Source organism: Euzebya tangerina (assembly GCF_003074135.1).
In the GTDB taxonomy this organism is placed as follows: domain Bacteria; phylum Actinomycetota; class Nitriliruptoria; order Euzebyales; family Euzebyaceae; genus Euzebya; species Euzebya tangerina.
On sequence record NZ_PPDK01000001.1, the window covers coordinates 859434 to 875682 of the forward strand.

The 16249-nt window shown below is 68.8% G+C and carries 11 protein-coding genes; 2 read left to right on the forward strand and 9 right to left on the reverse strand.

Annotated elements, in window-relative coordinates; genetic code table 11:
- The first annotated feature begins 9 nt into the window (after positions 1-9).
- The gene (locus C1746_RS04065) at positions 10-762 is read left to right on the forward strand and encodes a coenzyme F420-0:L-glutamate ligase (RefSeq protein ID WP_116713402.1); all 753 of its coding nucleotides are present in this window, start codon (positions 10-12) and stop codon (positions 760-762) included.
- A gap of 7 nt (positions 763-769) precedes the next feature.
- Here C1746_RS04065 and murJ read toward each other — a convergent pair whose 3' ends face one another.
- The 6 genes from murJ to glnII form a co-directional block, all read right to left on the reverse strand.
- On the reverse strand, positions 770-2308 hold the full coding sequence (murJ, locus tag C1746_RS04070) for a murein biosynthesis integral membrane protein MurJ (protein WP_162867364.1): 1539 nt from the start codon (positions 2306-2308) through the stop codon (positions 770-772).
- Positions 2309-2496: 188 nt separating this feature from the next.
- Positions 2497-4689, reverse strand: coding sequence for a (Fe-S)-binding protein (locus C1746_RS04075; RefSeq protein WP_116713404.1), 2193 nt, complete (start codon positions 4687-4689; stop codon positions 2497-2499).
- Positions 4690-4817: 128 nt separating this feature from the next.
- Positions 4818-5618, reverse strand: a complete 801-nt coding sequence (locus C1746_RS21885) for an ABC transporter permease (RefSeq protein WP_162867365.1) — start codon at positions 5616-5618, stop codon at positions 4818-4820.
- On the reverse strand, positions 5615-6538 hold the full coding sequence (locus tag C1746_RS21890; protein WP_162867366.1) for an ABC transporter permease: 924 nt from the start codon (positions 6536-6538) through the stop codon (positions 5615-5617). The genes C1746_RS21885 and C1746_RS21890 overlap by 4 nt, the downstream gene beginning before the upstream one ends.
- A gap of 56 nt (positions 6539-6594) precedes the next feature.
- Positions 6595-7689 carry an ABC transporter ATP-binding protein gene (locus tag C1746_RS04085; RefSeq protein WP_116713406.1) on the reverse strand — a complete coding sequence of 365 codons (1095 nt, stop codon included), beginning with the start codon at positions 7687-7689 and terminating at the stop codon, positions 6595-6597.
- Positions 7690-7852: 163 nt separating this feature from the next.
- Positions 7853-8866, reverse strand: a complete 1014-nt coding sequence (gene glnII / locus C1746_RS04090; protein ID WP_116713407.1) for a glutamine synthetase GlnII — start codon at positions 8864-8866, stop codon at positions 7853-7855.
- Between the two features lie 227 nt (positions 8867-9093).
- On the opposite strand from glnII, the gene C1746_RS04095 reads away from it, so the two are divergent.
- Positions 9094-10626 (forward strand): GGDEF domain-containing protein, encoded by a 1533-nt coding sequence (locus tag C1746_RS04095; protein ID WP_116713408.1) that lies wholly within the window; start codon positions 9094-9096, stop codon positions 10624-10626.
- A gap of 5 nt (positions 10627-10631) precedes the next feature.
- Here C1746_RS04095 and C1746_RS04100 read toward each other — a convergent pair whose 3' ends face one another.
- From C1746_RS04100 to C1746_RS04110, 3 genes are all read right to left on the reverse strand, one after another.
- Entirely contained in the window at positions 10632-11828 is a 1197-nt protein-coding gene (locus C1746_RS04100; protein ID WP_116713409.1) for an ABC transporter substrate-binding protein, read from the reverse strand.
- A 90-nt stretch (positions 11829-11918) separates the two neighbouring features.
- Positions 11919-13475, reverse strand: a complete 1557-nt coding sequence (locus tag C1746_RS04105) for a hypothetical protein (protein ID WP_116713410.1) — start codon at positions 13473-13475, stop codon at positions 11919-11921.
- A 31-nt stretch (positions 13476-13506) separates the two neighbouring features.
- On the reverse strand, positions 13507-16194 hold the full coding sequence (locus C1746_RS04110; protein ID WP_116713411.1) for a PepSY domain-containing protein: 2688 nt from the start codon (positions 16192-16194) through the stop codon (positions 13507-13509).
- Positions 16195-16249 lie beyond the last annotated feature (55 nt).

Genomic DNA, 16249 nt, shown 5'->3' on the forward strand with positions numbered 1-16249 from the left:
GATGTCACGATGACTCTTGAGTCAGACGGGCCCTCCGAGGCGGGACTCGGCAACCGCGAAGCCACGGTCGCAGCGGAGTGGACCGACGCCCCGGTGTCGGTCAGCGACGTCACGGTGGGAGGTCGAACCTGGCGGCGGCTCCTCGTCAAGACCCCATGGATCCACTCCGGTGACGACCTCGAGACGATCCTCCGAGTCAGCTTGCTCCCACACGCCGAGCCGAATGACCTGATCGTGCTCAGCGAGAAGGCCACCACCATCGCACTGGGGGCCGTGGTCCCCATCGACACGGTGACCGTCGGACCACTCGCGCGGCGGATGGCCCGCATGGTGCGGCCGCGCGGGGTCTCCAAAGGGCTCAGCATCCCGGAGAAGATGCAGTACGTGATCGACGAGATCGGTCGGCCTCGCGCCGTCCTGGCCCTGATCGCGGCCGGATTGACCCGACCACTGGGCATCCGGGGCGCCTTCTACCTGGTGGCCGGCCGCCGGGCACGCGCGATGGATGGTGGTCGACCGCCGTTCGAGCATCTGCTGCTGCCACCACTCACCCCGCAGCAGTCACACGCCGAGGCCTCGGCCCTTCGTCGGGTGCTCGGCTACGACGTCGCGATCTCTGACATGAATGACCGCGGCGGGTCGATACGGGCCGTCTCGGGAGGACCGATCCCACCGCGCCTTCTGCGTCGGATCCTGGCAGACAACCCGATGGGGCAACGCGACGCGCGGACTCCGATCGGCCTGGTCCGTCAGATGCGCTGAGCCGCTCTCACCGGTCAGACACGCGATCCAGCGAGCCCAGCAGCGGGAGGTCTCGCAGGAGTGAGGGACGCCCCACCAGCAAGACGGCGATGTGCACTGCGGTGACGACGGCGACAGCGGCGAGCAGGCTGATCAAGCTCGGGACCACCCCCTCCAGCGCCCGGGCAGTCAGCGCCCCGAGCATCGCCGAGAGGGCGGCTGAGGCAGCCAGCGCCGCGGCAGCCGCAGTCACCACCGACCGCACGCCACGGGCGACACCGGTCGCGTGCACCGCCACGGCCGCCGACACACCCTGCGACAGCGACGTGGCGGCAGCCAGCCCGGCGACACCAACCGTTGGGCCCAGCGTGATGTCGCCCACGACGTTGGTGACGCCACCCACCGCCGCCACGATCAACGGGCGACGCCGGTCCTTGGCCGCGTACAGCCCCCGCAGCGCGAGGTCCCGGATGCCGCTGACGAGCAGTCCGGGAGCGAACGCGATGATCGCAAGGGCGGTCAGACGTGCGTCCTCCGCGTCGAATGCCCCCCGACCGAACACAACGGTGGCGAGCTCCTGGGACTGGATCATCAGCACCACCACGACGGGCGTGAGGATGACCGACAGGGCACGAATGGCTTGTCGGAGCAGTCGCGACGCCTGCTCGGGGTCACCCGTTGCCAGCGACGCGCTCATGGAGGGGAACACCACCGTCACCAGGGCTTGCGTCAGCAGACCCTGCGGGAGCGAGACCAACCGATGGCCGAAGCCCAGAGCTGAGATGGCGCCGGCCTGCAGCGTCGAGCCGACGACCCGGTCCACCACGTTGTTGATGTTGGAGATGACGTGGCTGGTCACGACCGTGGGGACCAAACCACCCGTCGCGCGGACCCCGACGGATCGGATCGCCCAACCGGGGCGGATCCGTGAGCCGGTGCCGATCAGGCCGGTCAGGGCCAGCGCCAGTCGGGCCAGCGACCCGACGACGAAGCCGATCGCGAGCGCGTCGATGCCGAACTCGACGCCGAACAGCAGCGCCGCCCCGATCATCACGATGTTGAAGGGGAGTCCCTCGAGGGCTGGCCAGGCGAACCGGCGGTGGGCGTGGAGCAGGGCCGACACGAGGTTGGTGGCTGCGACGACGGTGACGGCCAGCAGGACGATGCGCGCGAGCCGAGCAGCCAGGTCAGCCTGTGCGCCCTCGAATCCCGGGGCCAGGACGGCGATGACGGCGGGGGCGCCGAACCACAGGATGACCGTGGCCGGGATCAGCAACCCGATGACGAGGGTGGCGATGGTGTTGAACGTGCGGATCGCCCGGTCGGGGCGGCCGTCGGCAAGGTCGCCGGAGATGCTCGGGAGCATGCTCGTCACGACGGCGGTCGACAACAACGCGATGAGGACGTTGGGGACGCTCTGGGCGACGAGGTAGGCGTCGACCTCCGCGGAGGCGCCGAAGACGGCGGCGATGGCGGTCTCCCTCGCGAACCCGAGGAGCTTGCTGACCACGGTCGCGACCGTCACGAGGACGGCGGCGCCCATCAGGCCTGAAGACCCGCGGATCACGAGCCCGCGTCCGTCATGTCGACGCCTCCGCCGGGTCGGGGCCGATCATCTGCCTGCCCAAGCTGGTGGGTGGCCTTCCCCTCCCTGGCGGGCGGTACCTCCACCCACCGGGATCGACCCCCAACCGGACCATCCCTCGTGTACCGGCCAGGCCGAAACCGGGCGGGCGCGATGGGATCGAGCTCCGGCTACTCCGCCGGCTCCAGCTCGGGCTCTGCCTCCTCCACCGACCCGCCGTCGTCCGGAGCGTCCGGCAGGAACGTCTGCGCCAGGACCTGCGCGACGTCGAGCACCTGGACCTCGCCCTCCGACAGCACCCCGTCGGAGACCCGGTCGTTGGCGCCGTCTTCCAGCATGTTCTTGCAGAACGGACACGCGACGGCCACGACGTCCTGCGGTGGTTCACCCGCGACCGGCGGGGCGTCGCGCAGTGTCGTGATGGCCTCGTCGACGCGGTTGAGGTTCACCCGTTCGCCGACCTCCTCCATGAAGAACTTCGCGCCGCCGGCACCGCAACAGAAGCTCTGGTTGCGGGACCGGCCCATCTCGACGGTCTCGACCCCGTCGACGGAGGACAGCAGGGAGCGCGGCTCCTCGTAGATCTCGTTGTGCCGGCCGAGGTAGCACGGGTCGTGGAACGTCACGCGCTGGCCGTCGCCCGACCGCTGGGGGGAGAGCTTCCCGTCGACGATCAGCTGGGCCAGGATCTCGGAGTGGTGGATGACCTCGAAGTGGCCGCCGAAATCGGGGTACTCGTTCTTGAGCGTGTTCAGGCAGTGCGGGCACGCGGTGATGATCTTCGTGACACCCGCGTCGTTCAGCGTCTCGATGTTCATCTGCGCCATCATCTGGAACAGGTACTCCATCCCGAGGCGGCGAGCCGGGTCGCCCGTGCAGGCCTCCCCCTGACCCAGGACGGCGAACGACACGCCGGCGGCCTGCAGCAGCTGGGCCGTTGACACGGTGGTCTTCTTCGACCGGTCTTCGAACGCTCCGGCGCAACCGACCCAGAACAGGTACTCCACCTCGGCCATGCTCTCGACGTCCTCACCCAGGACCGGGATCTCCATGCCCTGGGCCCACTCCAGCCGCTTGGTGCCTCCGGCTCCCCAGGGGTCACCGGAGTTCTCGATGTTCCGCAGCATCGCGCCGGCCTCTTGTGGGAAGGCCGACTCCATCTGCGCCTGGTAGCGGCGCAGGTCGACGATGTGGTCGACGTGCTCGATGTCGACGGGGCACTCCTCCACGCACGCTCCACAGGTGGTGCAGGACCAGAGCACGTCGAAGTCGATGACGGCGTTGTCCTGGCCGGGCTCGTCACCCACCAGCATCATCCCGAGGACGTCGACGTCTTCGTGGGCGTCTCGTCCGCCGTCCAGCAGGTACGGACCGGCCTCGAAGAGGTGATCCCGCAGGTCCATGATCAGCAACTTGGGCGAGAGCGGCTTGGCGGTGTTCCACGCCGGGCACTGCGACTGGCAACGGCCGCACTCGGTGCACGAGTAGAAGTCCAGGAACCGTGAGAAGCCGAACTGCTCGATCTGGCCCACACCGAGGACGGTGTCCTCGTCCATGTTCTCGATGTCGATCAGCTCACCCTCCAGTGCACCCAGCGCTTTCGGGGTCCGGCTGAAGGCGACCTGTGGCACGATCGCCAAGACGTGGAGGTGCTTGGAGTACAGCGTGAAGACCAGGAACCCCCCGAAGGAGGCGATGTGGGCGAGCAGGGCGACGACGCCGATGACCTCGAGCGTCTCGAGCGGGATGCCCTCCATCTGCTGGCCGAACCAGCGGCTGACGAACGCGCCGTCGGAGTAGGGGAGGAGGCCCTCCTCGAACCGGACGCCGCGGAGGATCAGCACGGAGTAGACGAGGAAGAACTCGAAGAAGAGGGTGTACCAGCCCTCATCCAGGTTCGAGCCCGAGAACCGGGATGAGCGGCCCTCCCGTCGTGGGGCCTGGGTCAGTCGGATGATCGCGAAGCCCACGATCGACACCAGCACGAGGAGCGCCACGAAGTCCTGCAGGAAGCCGAGCAGCTCCGTCCACCAGTTCCCCGGCCCGAAGAAGGGGATGTGGAAGTCCTTGTCGAAGACCTCGCCGAGCGCTTCCAGCGTCAAGGTCTGATGGATGATGAAGGCGTAGAAGATGAACGCGTGGAGGACCCCGGGGACGGTCCACTTGAGCAGCTTCTGCTGGCCGAGGACGTGCTGGAGCTGCCAGCGGATGGTGTTGAGGGCGGTGCCCTTCATCCGGTCGGGCATCGGCTGGGCGATCCTGACCAGGTCGATCAGGTACTTCGCCCGCCGGGCGGCGATCGCGAAGGCCGCGCCGAACAGCACCAGGCCACCGACGATGCGGATGAGGTCGAGGGTCTCCATACCGGCGGATGGTAACGGAGCCGGGCGCGGCCGACGAAGTTCGGTGTTCCCGGGATTGGGTCACATGTTGCAGGAACCCGCCACGACGCGGGCTTCGTGCACCATGTCACACCATGGCCGCGCCCGGATCAGGCCCGGTTCGTCTGCCCGCGCCACAGGAGGTAGGCCAGGCCCGTGGCCACCAGCGCCACGACCAGCAGGATGCTGGAGGCGGCCGCCACGTCCGGGCGCACGGCATGCCGCACCTGCGGCCACACCACGGTGGGAAGGGTCCGGACGTTGCCGCCGGCCAGGAACAGGCTCATGACCAGCTCGTTCAGGCTGGCGACGAAGGCCAGGATGGCGCCGACGACCAGGGCCGGGCCGAGCAGTGGGAGGGTGACCTCCCACGTTGCTCGGGCCGCGCCCGCGCCCAGAGACCGTGCCGCCTCCAGCAGACCCGGGTCCAGTCGGTCGTGAGCGGCCTTCAGCACGAGCATCGCCAACGGGAGTCCCCAGAGGCTGTGAGCCGCCACGATGGACAGCAGCGACCCGCGGATGCCGAGCGCTTCGAAGGCGACCAGGCTCTGCATGCCGAGGATCACCGTCGGCACGGTTGCCGGGATGACGATCGCACCGGTCAACCAGCGCAGCCGGGGCGTGCGGCTGAGGCCGATGACGAGCGGCAGCGCCAACGTCAAGCTGACGGCCGCCACCAGCACACCGACGACAGCCGAGTTGACCAACCCCTGCCGGTACAGCGGATCGGTCAGGACGATGCCGTACCAGTCCAGCGTCAGCCCTGTCTCGATCGTGGGCAGGCCGATGGAACGACCGGGGAAGAACGAGACCAGCAGGCTGATGACGAACGGCGTCACCAGGAAGGCCACGACCGTCGCGGCGAACAGGTGGAATCCGCTGCGCCGCAGGAATCCCAGGGCGACGCTCACGCCGAGGCACCCCCGCGCGGCTCCGCCGAGCGCCGTTGGATGGCGCGGAGGACGAGGTTGGCGCCCCCCAGTGCCAGCCCGAACGCCCCGACGGAGAGGATCGCCCACCCGGCAGCGTCGACCCACTGCAGACGCTCCAGCGCCCGGAGGTAGACCTCGACCGCGACGGTGTAGTAGGGCGGGTTGCCGAGCACGAGCGGACCGACGAAGGCGCCGACCGCCCAGACCGCGCTGATGATGGCGGCACCGACCACCGCTGGCCACGCCGGCCGGATGACCGTCTCGAGGTAGGCCCTGACCGGTCCAGCGCCCAGCGACCGTGCCGCGTCGAAGTGGCGGCTGTCGGAGGCCTCGAAGGCGGCGAGCAACAACAGGACCGGGTATGGGAGGACGACCAGGACCTCGGTGAAGACCACGGCGAAGAGGTTCCCGAAGAGCCGGAGAGGTTGATCCACGATCCCAAGCCCGAGGAGGACGTCGTTGATGACCCCGCCCGAGCCGAGGGTGAGCAGGACCCCGTACAGCAGCACCAGCAGGTTGACCAGCTTGGGCAGGGCAACAGCGGAGATGAGTGCGGCCTTCACCCAGCCCCGGCGGGTGTGGATGTAGGCGGCGAACGGGACCGCGACGGCCATGCACACGCCCGTGATGATGATGCCGGTGCGGACCGTCACGCCCATCACGCTGCGGAAGAGCCGCTCGCCGGCCACGTCGAGCAGGTTGGCGGGCCGGAAGACGGAGAGGTCGAAGAAGGTGCCGGTGCCAGCAGGCGGGTCGCCTGCCACAGCCACCCGTCCGACACCGATGAAGGGGAGGACGAACACGACCAGGAAGAACAGCACAGCAGGGAGGGCGAGCCAGGCTGGCCGGCCGGCCCAGCTCCGGCGGGCGCCGGCGGCCGGGGACGATGCAGTGGTCATGGGCTCAGCCGCAGCCGCCCGGCGTCCGGCATCCACGAGGGGTGTTCTGGAGGAGGTCACGCCGTCGTACCGGGCAGCAGACGGACGGCGGAGACTCGCGCAGTGACCGTCACCGCGTCCCCCTCGGCGATCCGGGCCTGACCGTCGGGCTGCTGTTCACGGACGGTGATTCGTCGCCCGGCTGCCTCGACGGAGTACGTCGCGGTCCCTCCCGCGTAGAAGACGCTGCGGACGGTTGCCTCTCCGGATGGCTCCAGTCGAAGTGCCTCGGGACGCAGGCACGCGACGGCGTCCGCCGGCCCAGCCGTCCCTCCACCCGTGACGCCGCCCTCACTCCGGCTCTCGGTGGCGTCGCCGGGGAGTCGGTCCAGGGCACCCGCGATGCCGGACACGGAGACACGCCCGTTCTCGGTCGCCTCGACGGGCAGCAGGTTCATGTCCCCGAGGAACGTCGCAACGAACGCGTCGACCGGTCGCTGCCACAGCTCGACAGGTGTGCCGACCTGCACCAGCCGGCCCTCCCGCAGGACACCCACCCGATTCGCGAAGCTCAGCGCCTCCTCCTGATCGTGCGTCACCAGCACGCTGGTGATGCCGACCGCAGAGGTGATCCGGACCAGCTCTTCGCGCAACGATTCGCGGAGACGGCGGTCGAGATTGGCGAGGGGCTCGTCCAGAAGCAGCAGGCCCGGCGAGGGCGCCAACGCCCGCGCCAGCGCCACGCGTTGCCGTTGGCCGCCGGAGAGCTGGTGCGGCTTGCGATCCGCCTCCCGCTGCAGGCCGACCAGCTCCAGCAGCTCGTCCACCCGCTCCCGTCGTTCGATCTTGGCCACCTTGCGCATCCGCAAGCCGAAGCCGATGTTCTGGCGAACCGTCCGGTGCGGGAAGAGCGCGTAGTCCTGGAAGACGACCCCGACGTTGCGCTTCTCCGGTGGCAGGTGGTCCACGGCCTCCCGGGCCAGCGACACCGATCCCGCATCGGGCGCCTCGAAGCCGGCCACCAACCGCAGGATCGTGGTCTTCCCCGACCCGGACGGCCCGAGCAGTGAGAATCGCTCGCCCGCCGAGACCGTCAGGTGCACGCCGTCGACCGCGCGGACGTCCCCGTAGTGCCGGACCAACCCCTCCAGCTCAAGTGCCACATCAGACATTCGCCGTGAAGGGTATGTCGGTCCGGCGCCGGCTAGCCGTGCACTTCTCCCGAATCGCCCGTGCACGTCTTCCGGGATATGCGGCAGAACTGCACCAGAAGCGAGAACGGCCCCCGGCTCGGAGGTGAGCCGGGGGCCGAATGTGGCGTGTCGTACCTGACTGCTAGGCGAGCGCCCCACAGATCGTGTTCGTCAGCAGCGCCGTGACGACGTACGGGTCCGCGTTGGCGTTCGGACGACGATCCTCGATGTAGCCCTTCTTGTCCTGCTCGACCTGCCACGGGATGCGGATGGACGCGCCGCGGTCTGAGACGCCGTAGCTGAACTGGTCGAAGCGCTGGGTCTCGTGCTCACCCGTCAGGCGATCCTCGATGCCGATGCCGTAGCCGGCCAGGTGCCGCTCCGGTACGCCCGCTTCACCCATGGCGTCGCACGCCGCGATGATCGCATCCCACTCGTTGCGCATCGCCTCGGTCGAGAAGTTGGTGTGCATCCCCGCACCGTTCCAGTCGCCCTTCATGGGCTTGGCGGCCAGCGAGATCTCGATGTCGTGCTTCTCGCCAACCCGGTAGAGCAGGTAGCGGGCGATCCAGAGGTGGTCAGCGACCTCCAGCGTGTCAGCCGGGCCGATCTGGAACTCCCACTGCCCGGGCATGACCTCCGCGTTGGTGCCGGAGATCTTCAACCCAGCCTCGATGCACAGCGTCGTGTGCTCCTCAACGACCTCACGACCGTGGATCTTCAGCGCACCGACGCCGCAGTAGTACGGACCCTGCGGACCGGGGAACCCGCCTTCGGGGAACCCGGCAGGCCAGCCCGTCTTGACGTCCAGCATCGTGTACTCCTGCTCGAGACCGAACAAGGGCTTCTGGTCGGCGTAGGTCTCCAGTGCCTCCCGAGCCGCTGCCCGCGTGTTGGTCGGGTGCGGTGAGAGATCCCTGGTCAGGGCCGTCTCACACATGACGATGATGTCGTCACCGCCTCGGATCGGGTCGGGGACGACGCGCACCGGCTGCAGGACGACGTCGGAGTTGTCTCCGGTCGCCTGGTTCGTGGAGGACCCGTCGTACCCCCAGATGCCCGGCTCGTCACCGTCTGCGAGGATCTTGGTCTTGGAACGGATCTCGGCAGTGGGTTCGGTGCCATCGATCCAAAGGTATTCAGCCCGGAAGGCCATTGATTCAGCTCCTGTCAGTTCTGAAATCGCGAACGTAAGTCACACAGTGGAACCACGCCGTGTTACAGCCATGTTTCGTACACGACTCGGCTCGGCAAAATCGTCCGCCGCGCTCAGGCGACGTGGCCAAGTGGCCGAGATATGGGGTCGAGGTTCACTTCTGCGCGCACGGGTCGGGCTGCTTTCGTACGTCCTACATCCCGACGCCGCACCACACCCCTACCCACATGATCGATTTCTCCACCACAACCGATCCGCAAGCCGTCGCCCACCACGAGGCGATGCTCCTCGGTGCCGCGGTCGGGTACGGCGATGGGACACTGGCCACCCTGACCAGGTCCCGCGAGGTGGCGCAGGACAACGGCTGGACCGACGTCCTGCTGGCGCTCCGCAGGGTGGAGGTCGCACACGCTCGACGGTGGAACCCCGATCGCTACGCCGATCTGCTTGCCCTGGCCGAGCGGGAGTCCGTCGCTGCCGGCAACGACGCGAGTCTGGCGCTGTGCGTCCTACGGCAGGGCGTCGACACGTTCAACGCGGGCGACTCGAGCACGTTCCTGACCGACGTGGCGGCCGGCGCGGCGCTCCTGCGCTCGGACACCTCTCCCGTCCTTGATCGGGCTGCTGGCTTCTTCACGCTGGGCGCCGCCTTGGACTCCGCGCGGCTGTGGGAGTTGGCCGAGGAGTCCTACGCCGAGTGCGAGGCGCTGTTGTCGACGTTTCGCGGCTTCGACCCGCTCCGACGCTTCCTCTGCCACAACCGCGCGGAGGTCGTGTTGATGCGGGCCCTCGCGCTGGCCGAGGCCGGGCGAATCACGGCGTCTGTCGACGCGATGCGGGACAACGACGAGATCATCGAAGCAGGGCTTGCCAACGTGGACGTGCCGTTCAGCGTGAGCCGCATCAGGGCGCTCCTCGCCGTCGCGAGACGCCTGACCGACCAGCCGGTGGACCAGGCCGAGGTCCAGGCGTTGGTCACCGAGTTGCGGCGTCATGCCGACGAGCCGGTGACCGAACTCGTTCTGCAGCTCCTGCCCTTCGACCCTGATGATCCACCCCCGCCTCCCACGACCCACGAGAGCCTGTTCCACACCACCGGACTGCTGCTCTACGCGCAGGGCCTGGGCGAGGCCCGTGCCGCCCCGGACCTGGTGATCGAAGCCCACCGTGCCCACGCCGTGGCGTTGGCGGACCACAGCTGGCGCTCACGACGCTCGGTGGTCGAGGGCGTTGCGGCCTCCATCACCTCCTACCACACCTCCGAGGACCGGGAGCGGTTGGCCCGCCAGGTGGTGACCGACCCACTCACCGGTCTCGGCAACCGTCGGGCTCTGGATGCGATGCTCGAGGAGCAGGCCGGCCGCCAGATGGTCATCCTCGTTCTCGACCTGGACAACTTCAAGCAGATCAACGACACGTACGGACACCAGGCGGGGGACGCCGTCCTGATCCGCTACGGCGACATCCTCCGCGACGTGGTGGAGACCTGGACCCGGAGCGACGAGGCGCTGATCGTGCGCCTGGGTGGTGACGAGTTCATCGTCCTGTTCCCCGGCGGCAGCCTCGAACGGGGCCGGGACCTCGTGCGGGCCATCGAGGAGGAGTTGGCATCTCAGGACTGGTCTGAGCAGACCCCGGGCTCCACACCGGGGACCAGCATCGGGATGGCCAGCGGGCCCGCCGGATCGGACCTGTTGGCGCAGGCCGACCGCGGCCTGTACGACGAGAAGAGGCGCCCGGCCACCACCTTGCGCCGCTGACCTGTCTAGGCGCGCAGGACGTCGTTGTCCCAGACCTCGGCGATCCGGTCGGCGTTCGCGGCGTAGACGTCGTAGGGGTAGTACTTGAGGTTCGCGAAGTCCTCCTCCGACGCGGGGAAGGCCGCCGCCCAGACCTCGTCGGAGGCCGCGTAGGTCTCTGCGATGTCGGGGATCGCGCAGGAGTACTCACCTGACTCCGCCAGTGACTGCTGGAACTCGCGGCTGCAGATGTGGTCCAGCGCAGCCAGCGACAGATCGACGTTCCGGACGTTCTGCGGCACGGAGAAGAACAGCTGCACGTAGGCATCGGTGCCGGAGGGGATGGTCCCCTGCACGGGTTCGCCGTCCTTGATCGGAGCGAGCAGGCCGTTGCCATGGATGTTGCCGGCCGCCACCTCTCCGTTGACGAGGGCGTTGACGCCGTCGGCCGTCGAGGGCCAGTAGAACTGCACCTGATCACCGTTCGCGGCGGCGAAGGCCAGGACCCCCTCCAGGTCGTCCTCCAGCAGTGCGACGCCCATGCCGGGCTCGAGCCCCTCAGCCTCCGCCATCATCTCGGCGAAGGTGTAGAGGGACATGTAGCTGAGGTTGTAGAGCATGAACCCGCGCTCGGGTGTCCGCTCGAGCAGTTCCCCCCACGTGGTGAAGGGCTCGGCTTCCAACTCGGTATTGGTCGCCAGGGTCATGGCCGAGGAGTGGAAGGGGATCCCGAACCCCTCGTCGTAGACCGTGGCGTTCAGGAGATTCGGATGGAAGTTCGCCGCAGCGTTCGGCACGCGGTCGACGTCGAACTGCTGGAACAGGCCCTGCTCAACCGCCGGCAGGCCCTGGGTGGGGTCGGTCAGGACCAGGTCGAACGGTGGCGCCTCAGTCGGTGCCGCGTCCAGTCGCGCGATCCCCTCGGTCCAGGCCGAGTCGATGGTGACGGATGCGCCCGTGGCAGCCTCGAACTGGGGGACGAAGAAGTCGCGGTACAGGGTCTCGGTCAGGCCCGAGTAGACGAGCAGCGTGATCTCCTCGCCGTCGAACTCGTTGCCGGCCGCCTGCGGTGACGCGGACCCCTCCGTCGCGGGCGCTGGGGACTCCGGCCCGGGTGAGGACGCCGTGTCCTGCACGCTGGCGCAGGCACCGAGCAGTGGCACCGCGCCGAGGCTCAGCCCGGTCGCGCGCAGAAGTGAACGGCGTGAAATCTTGCGTTGCATGACAAGCCCCTGTAGTCGCAATCGTGAGTGAGAGCGGTCGGATCCTACGTAGTTCTACTGAGCAACGCAGTGGTCACCCTTCGAGTTCCCTCAGTTCCCGGCATCCTCGGTCGCTTGCTGTTCCTCGAGGGTGGGGCCGCCGACGACCTGGAACTCCGCGAGACCAACCGACTCGCCGGTCCGCTCCAGGGTGAGCTCCAGCGAGTGCTGGCCCGACGGCCAGCCGGCCTGTGGGACCTGCCGCGTGAACCGCGTGATGCCCTGGCCCGGACTCAGGTCGGCGCGCTCGAGACCGAACGGCTGCCCCTCCACCGTCCACTCAGCGATCAGGGCGTCGTCCGGCTCGGCCCCGTCGTACTCGATGGTCACGGAGATCGGGTCGAACGGATCGGCGGTCGGGTTGTCGAAGTCCGGGTCGCTGCCGATGCCGACGGCGACGCCGGCGCGTGACAGGACGAACGCGGGCCCCGGGTCGGCTGGTGGAGCGGCTTCGGAGACCTCGGCACCGGCCTCGGCGTCATCGGGACTCGGGTCATCGGTCGGGGTGGCGTCATCAGCATCGGGCGTGGCCGCAGCGGCAGCGGCGTCGGCACCGTCGACGGCCGCCGGGGTGACGTCGTCCGCCGGCTGCTCGCTGGCGGAGTCTCGGCCGGAGGTGCGCCAGAAGTAGAGACCCACCAGGGTCGCGACCAGCAGGACGACCACGATCCAACCCCACGGCGTGCGGCGCGGCGGCCTGCCGGGGGTGCCGAGCTCTGGCTCTTCCTGTGCCTCGGAGAGGTCGATCTCATCGGCATCCCGCTCGTCCAGGAACTCCCCCTCGACGTCGGCGTCCTCCACGTCGGCGTACTCGTCCCCGTCGAGGTATGCGCCCTCGTCGAGGTACCCGTCCTGGTCGACGTACTCGCCCTCGTCGACGTACTCGCCCTCGTCGACGTACTCGCCCTCGTCGAACTCCTCCGCCGACGATGACTCCTCGACCTGATCGTCGTCCGCGCCTGCGAACCACTCCGGTTCCAGCGGCTCGCTCTCGATGACCGCGGGGTGGGCACCCGCAGCGGACTCGCGAGCCGGATCCGACTCCTGCTCATCAGCCTGCCCCTCGGCGGGGGTCAGCGGTCCCTGTCGGACGGCGACCTCGTCGAGCAGATCCTGGGGGACGTCGACCTTGGCGATCTCGATCAGCTCATCGCGGCCGGTGAGGATCATCTCCCGAAGGTGCCCGAGTGCCTCGCTCTGTCTCGCCGCAGCGACGTCGGCCGGGTTGCCGACGGCCAGGCCGCCGAGGCGCTCGGGGTGGGTGATCTCGAACTGCACGTCGGGTCCCAGCGCCTCCAGGCGTCCGTGGGCCAGTTCCGTCCTGGCCTCACGGGCATCGACGCTCGCCAGACCGGCCGCGGAGTCGAGCCCGATCCCGATCGCGTCGTGCAGGAGCGCCAACTCGGATGCGGGGCACATCGTGGGGGCGGTCACGGCGGCGGCACGGACCCGTCGCAGGAGGATCTCACGGCGGAGTTCGTCGTCGGCACCCGGCACCTCAGGACGGGCGACGGCAGCCAGGACCGCGGTCCTCGCGGTCTGCTCACTGCCCGTCAACCACCACGCGTAGGTGTAGGCCAGGGCGACCTCTGCGGACTCGACGTTCATTGGTTCGGCTGAAGGGTACAGCGCGACCTGATCAGCCGATGATGGGCAGCAGCACGCCGTCCACGTCGTCGTCCGGGATGTCCTCGGGCAGGACGAGCGCCTCGACCGTCCCCTCCGGTCCGGTGATGCTGAACCCGGTCACCTGGCCCTCGTCCTGGGCCGCGACGTCGATGACCCGCAGCACCCACGGTTGGGTCGCGCTGGGCGGATAGAACCCGGCGCAGACGTCGGCAGAGGCGGTCAGGGAGAGGTCATCGTCGGAGTTCTGCGAGTCCGGCTCCCAGAGGTCGACGCGGCAGAGGATGTCCGTGGTCTCCGACAGCAGGTCCACCACCAGGATCGACACCGACAGGTCCCCGACGTAGGTGTGCTGGATGTCGACCTGGGCGGTCACCTGGCCCGCGGCCGGTGGTGCTTGCCCGGCCGGGGGATCAGCCGCAACCGGCTCCTCAGTTGCGTCCTGGGGCGCAGCGGGCTCCGCCGTCGGTTCGGCCACCGGCGGTGCCGAGGCCACCGGCCCATCGACGCCCATCGGGGTCGGGGTGGTCGCGCCGATCTGGGCCGTCACCCCGACCGGATCGTCGTCCGGGATGATCTGGGGCAGGGAGGACGCCAGGAAGCGCCGGCCCGCATGGCTGATCGAGAACTGGAAGAGCGTCCCCTCGTCCTCCACCGCGAAGTCCCTCGCGGTCAGCAGCCACACCGAGTCGGGGCCCGGTGGGAGGAACTCGGCACACGTGGTTCCGTCCAGCCCGAAGCGGCCCGTGATGTTGTCCTCGGAGTCGTTCGGGTCCGGCGAGACCAGCGTGGCGCTGCACAGCTGGGTGTTCTGGCCATCGACGACATCGAGCACCAGTTCGATGTCACCGCGGTAGGTGTGCTGGATCTTGACGCCGACGACCGAGTCGGCCGCTTCGAAGTCGTCGAGGCCGTCGATCTGCGTCATCGGCGTGCCGCTGGCCTGCAGGCCGCGTGCCGCGAACACCTGCTGGATGATGTCGGCGTTGGTGCTCGCGTAGAAGGTCTGGTCCGACACGGCGAAGGCCGTCGCCGCATCATTGAGGTCCAGGGTCGGCGTGAGGAAGGGCAGCGAGCCGAGGAGGGTGCCGTAGACCTGGTCGCGCACCGCGTCGCACGGGTTGGTCTGGCGGTCCTGGCACTGGTTCGGCGTCAGGCCGGTCTCGCGGTCGAGGACCTGCCGGAAGATCTCCCACACGGCCCCGGTGAAGATCTCGCCGTCCAGGTGGACCTCGAACCGCAGGTCGTCGGGGTAGACGAGCTCGCGGTCGACGCGGCGGATGCACACGCCCTGCTCGGCCCAGTGGAAGAGGCACTCGACATCGCCGTTGCGGAACTCGAGGGTGGTGAAGACGCTGGCCAGGTCGGCGAAGCCCTCGTGGAAGGCGATGCCCTCCTCCGTGCGGATGTTGGGGACGGCGGCCTGCAGCAGTGCGTGGCCGTACTCGTGGATGATGCCCTGGGCGTCCTCCGCTTCGTTCACCCCGTCGCCGCCGCTGCCCATGCGGATGAGGTCCTCGAGGAAGAGGTACTGCGCGTTGTCGGGGAAGTCCCGGGCGATGGGCTCGAAGTCGACGGGGTCATCGGCGTGATAGCGGTACCCCAACTCCTGGACGATCTGCTGGGAGTAGTCGATCCAGTAGTAGGTCATCCCGGATTCGAAGGTGATGTCCTGGCCACCTCGGCCACCCTGGCCGTGGACGCCGTCGGGGTCGCTGTAGGCGGCCAGGGACGGCGGGGTGATCTGGGCGTAGCGGCCGATCAGGTCGCCACCAGCGGGGTTGGTGAGATTGGCGAGGGGCACCCCGACCAACGTGCTGTTCGCCTGGGCGGGACTGATGCCGGGGTTGCCGCTGGCGTAGATCGGGTCGACCACGAAGATGCACGCGCTCGGCGGCGCCGGGGCGTTGCAGCCGCCCGCTTGGGCCACCTCATCTCGTCCAGCAACCTCCGCATGGCCTGCTCCGTCGCGGGCCTCGGTGCCGTTGTCAGGCGGCGTTCGGTAGCTGTGGTCCGTCGAGAGCCGATCGACGCTGAGGACCTGTCCGTCGGTCGCGTCGACCACGACGGCGTAGCCAGCCGGTGGGTCCTCGGTCGTGACCTGCACCTCCCAGCCGAGCCGCAGTTCGGTCCCGACCTCGAGCCACGTAGCCGTGGTGGTCGGGTCCCCGACCACGGTCCCGGGGACGGCCTTCTCCGCGATCTCGAACGCCTCGTCGGCCGTCAACTCCTCGGTCACGCCGTCGCCGGGGAGGGTCTCGGTCAACGACTGGCTGGCCCCGATGACCTCGCCGTTCTCCCGGACGTGCACGATGAACTGGGCGCCGCGAACGCTGACCTCGTCGTGCTGTTGGACGAAGGTGAGGTGGGTGACGTCGGCGGTCTGACTCACCTGCTCGAGGAAGAGCTCCTCTCGCAGCATGTCGGTCAGCCCCGACTCCTCGGCGATCCAGGTTCCAGTGGCGTCCAGGATGGCCGGTTCCACATCGAGGTCGACACCGGGGGCGAACATCACGGCGTCGCCCCCAGCGCCGCCCCCAGCCTGCGTGTCCTGCTCCTGACCGTCGGACTGCTCGCTGGTGGTCTCCCCTCCATCTTCGGGCTCGTCGCCTCCGCCGGTGCACGCGGCCGCAACAACCGCCAGGACGAGGAGCAGCGCGAGGACGCGGGGAGTGGCCGATGGCGCGCGTGAGTCGGTCATTGCGAACGATCCTGATCTGCTTCGGACTGGCTGACCAGCAGATCCTACGTTCGTA

Coding starts and splice junctions, on each gene's coding strand:
- C1746_RS04065 (WP_116713402.1), top strand. CDS start 10: ATGACTCTTGAGTCAGACGGGCCCTCCGAGGCGGGACTCGGCAACCGC.
- C1746_RS04075 (WP_116713404.1), bottom strand. CDS start 4,689: ATGGAGACCCTCGACCTCATCCGCATCGTCGGTGGCCTGGTGCTGTTC.
- C1746_RS21890 (WP_162867366.1), bottom strand. CDS start 6,538: ATGACCACTGCATCGTCCCCGGCCGCCGGCGCCCGCCGGAGCTGGGCC.
- C1746_RS04085 (WP_116713406.1), bottom strand. CDS start 7,689: ATGTCTGATGTGGCACTTGAGCTGGAGGGGTTGGTCCGGCACTACGGG.
- glnII (WP_116713407.1), bottom strand. CDS start 8,866: ATGGCCTTCCGGGCTGAATACCTTTGGATCGATGGCACCGAACCCACT.
- C1746_RS04095 (WP_116713408.1), top strand. CDS start 9,094: ATGATCGATTTCTCCACCACAACCGATCCGCAAGCCGTCGCCCACCAC.
- C1746_RS04100 (WP_116713409.1), bottom strand. CDS start 11,828: ATGCAACGCAAGATTTCACGCCGTTCACTTCTGCGCGCGACCGGGCTG.
- C1746_RS04105 (WP_116713410.1), bottom strand. CDS start 13,475: ATGAACGTCGAGTCCGCAGAGGTCGCCCTGGCCTACACCTACGCGTGG.
- C1746_RS04110 (WP_116713411.1), bottom strand. CDS start 16,194: ATGACCGACTCACGCGCGCCATCGGCCACTCCCCGCGTCCTCGCGCTG.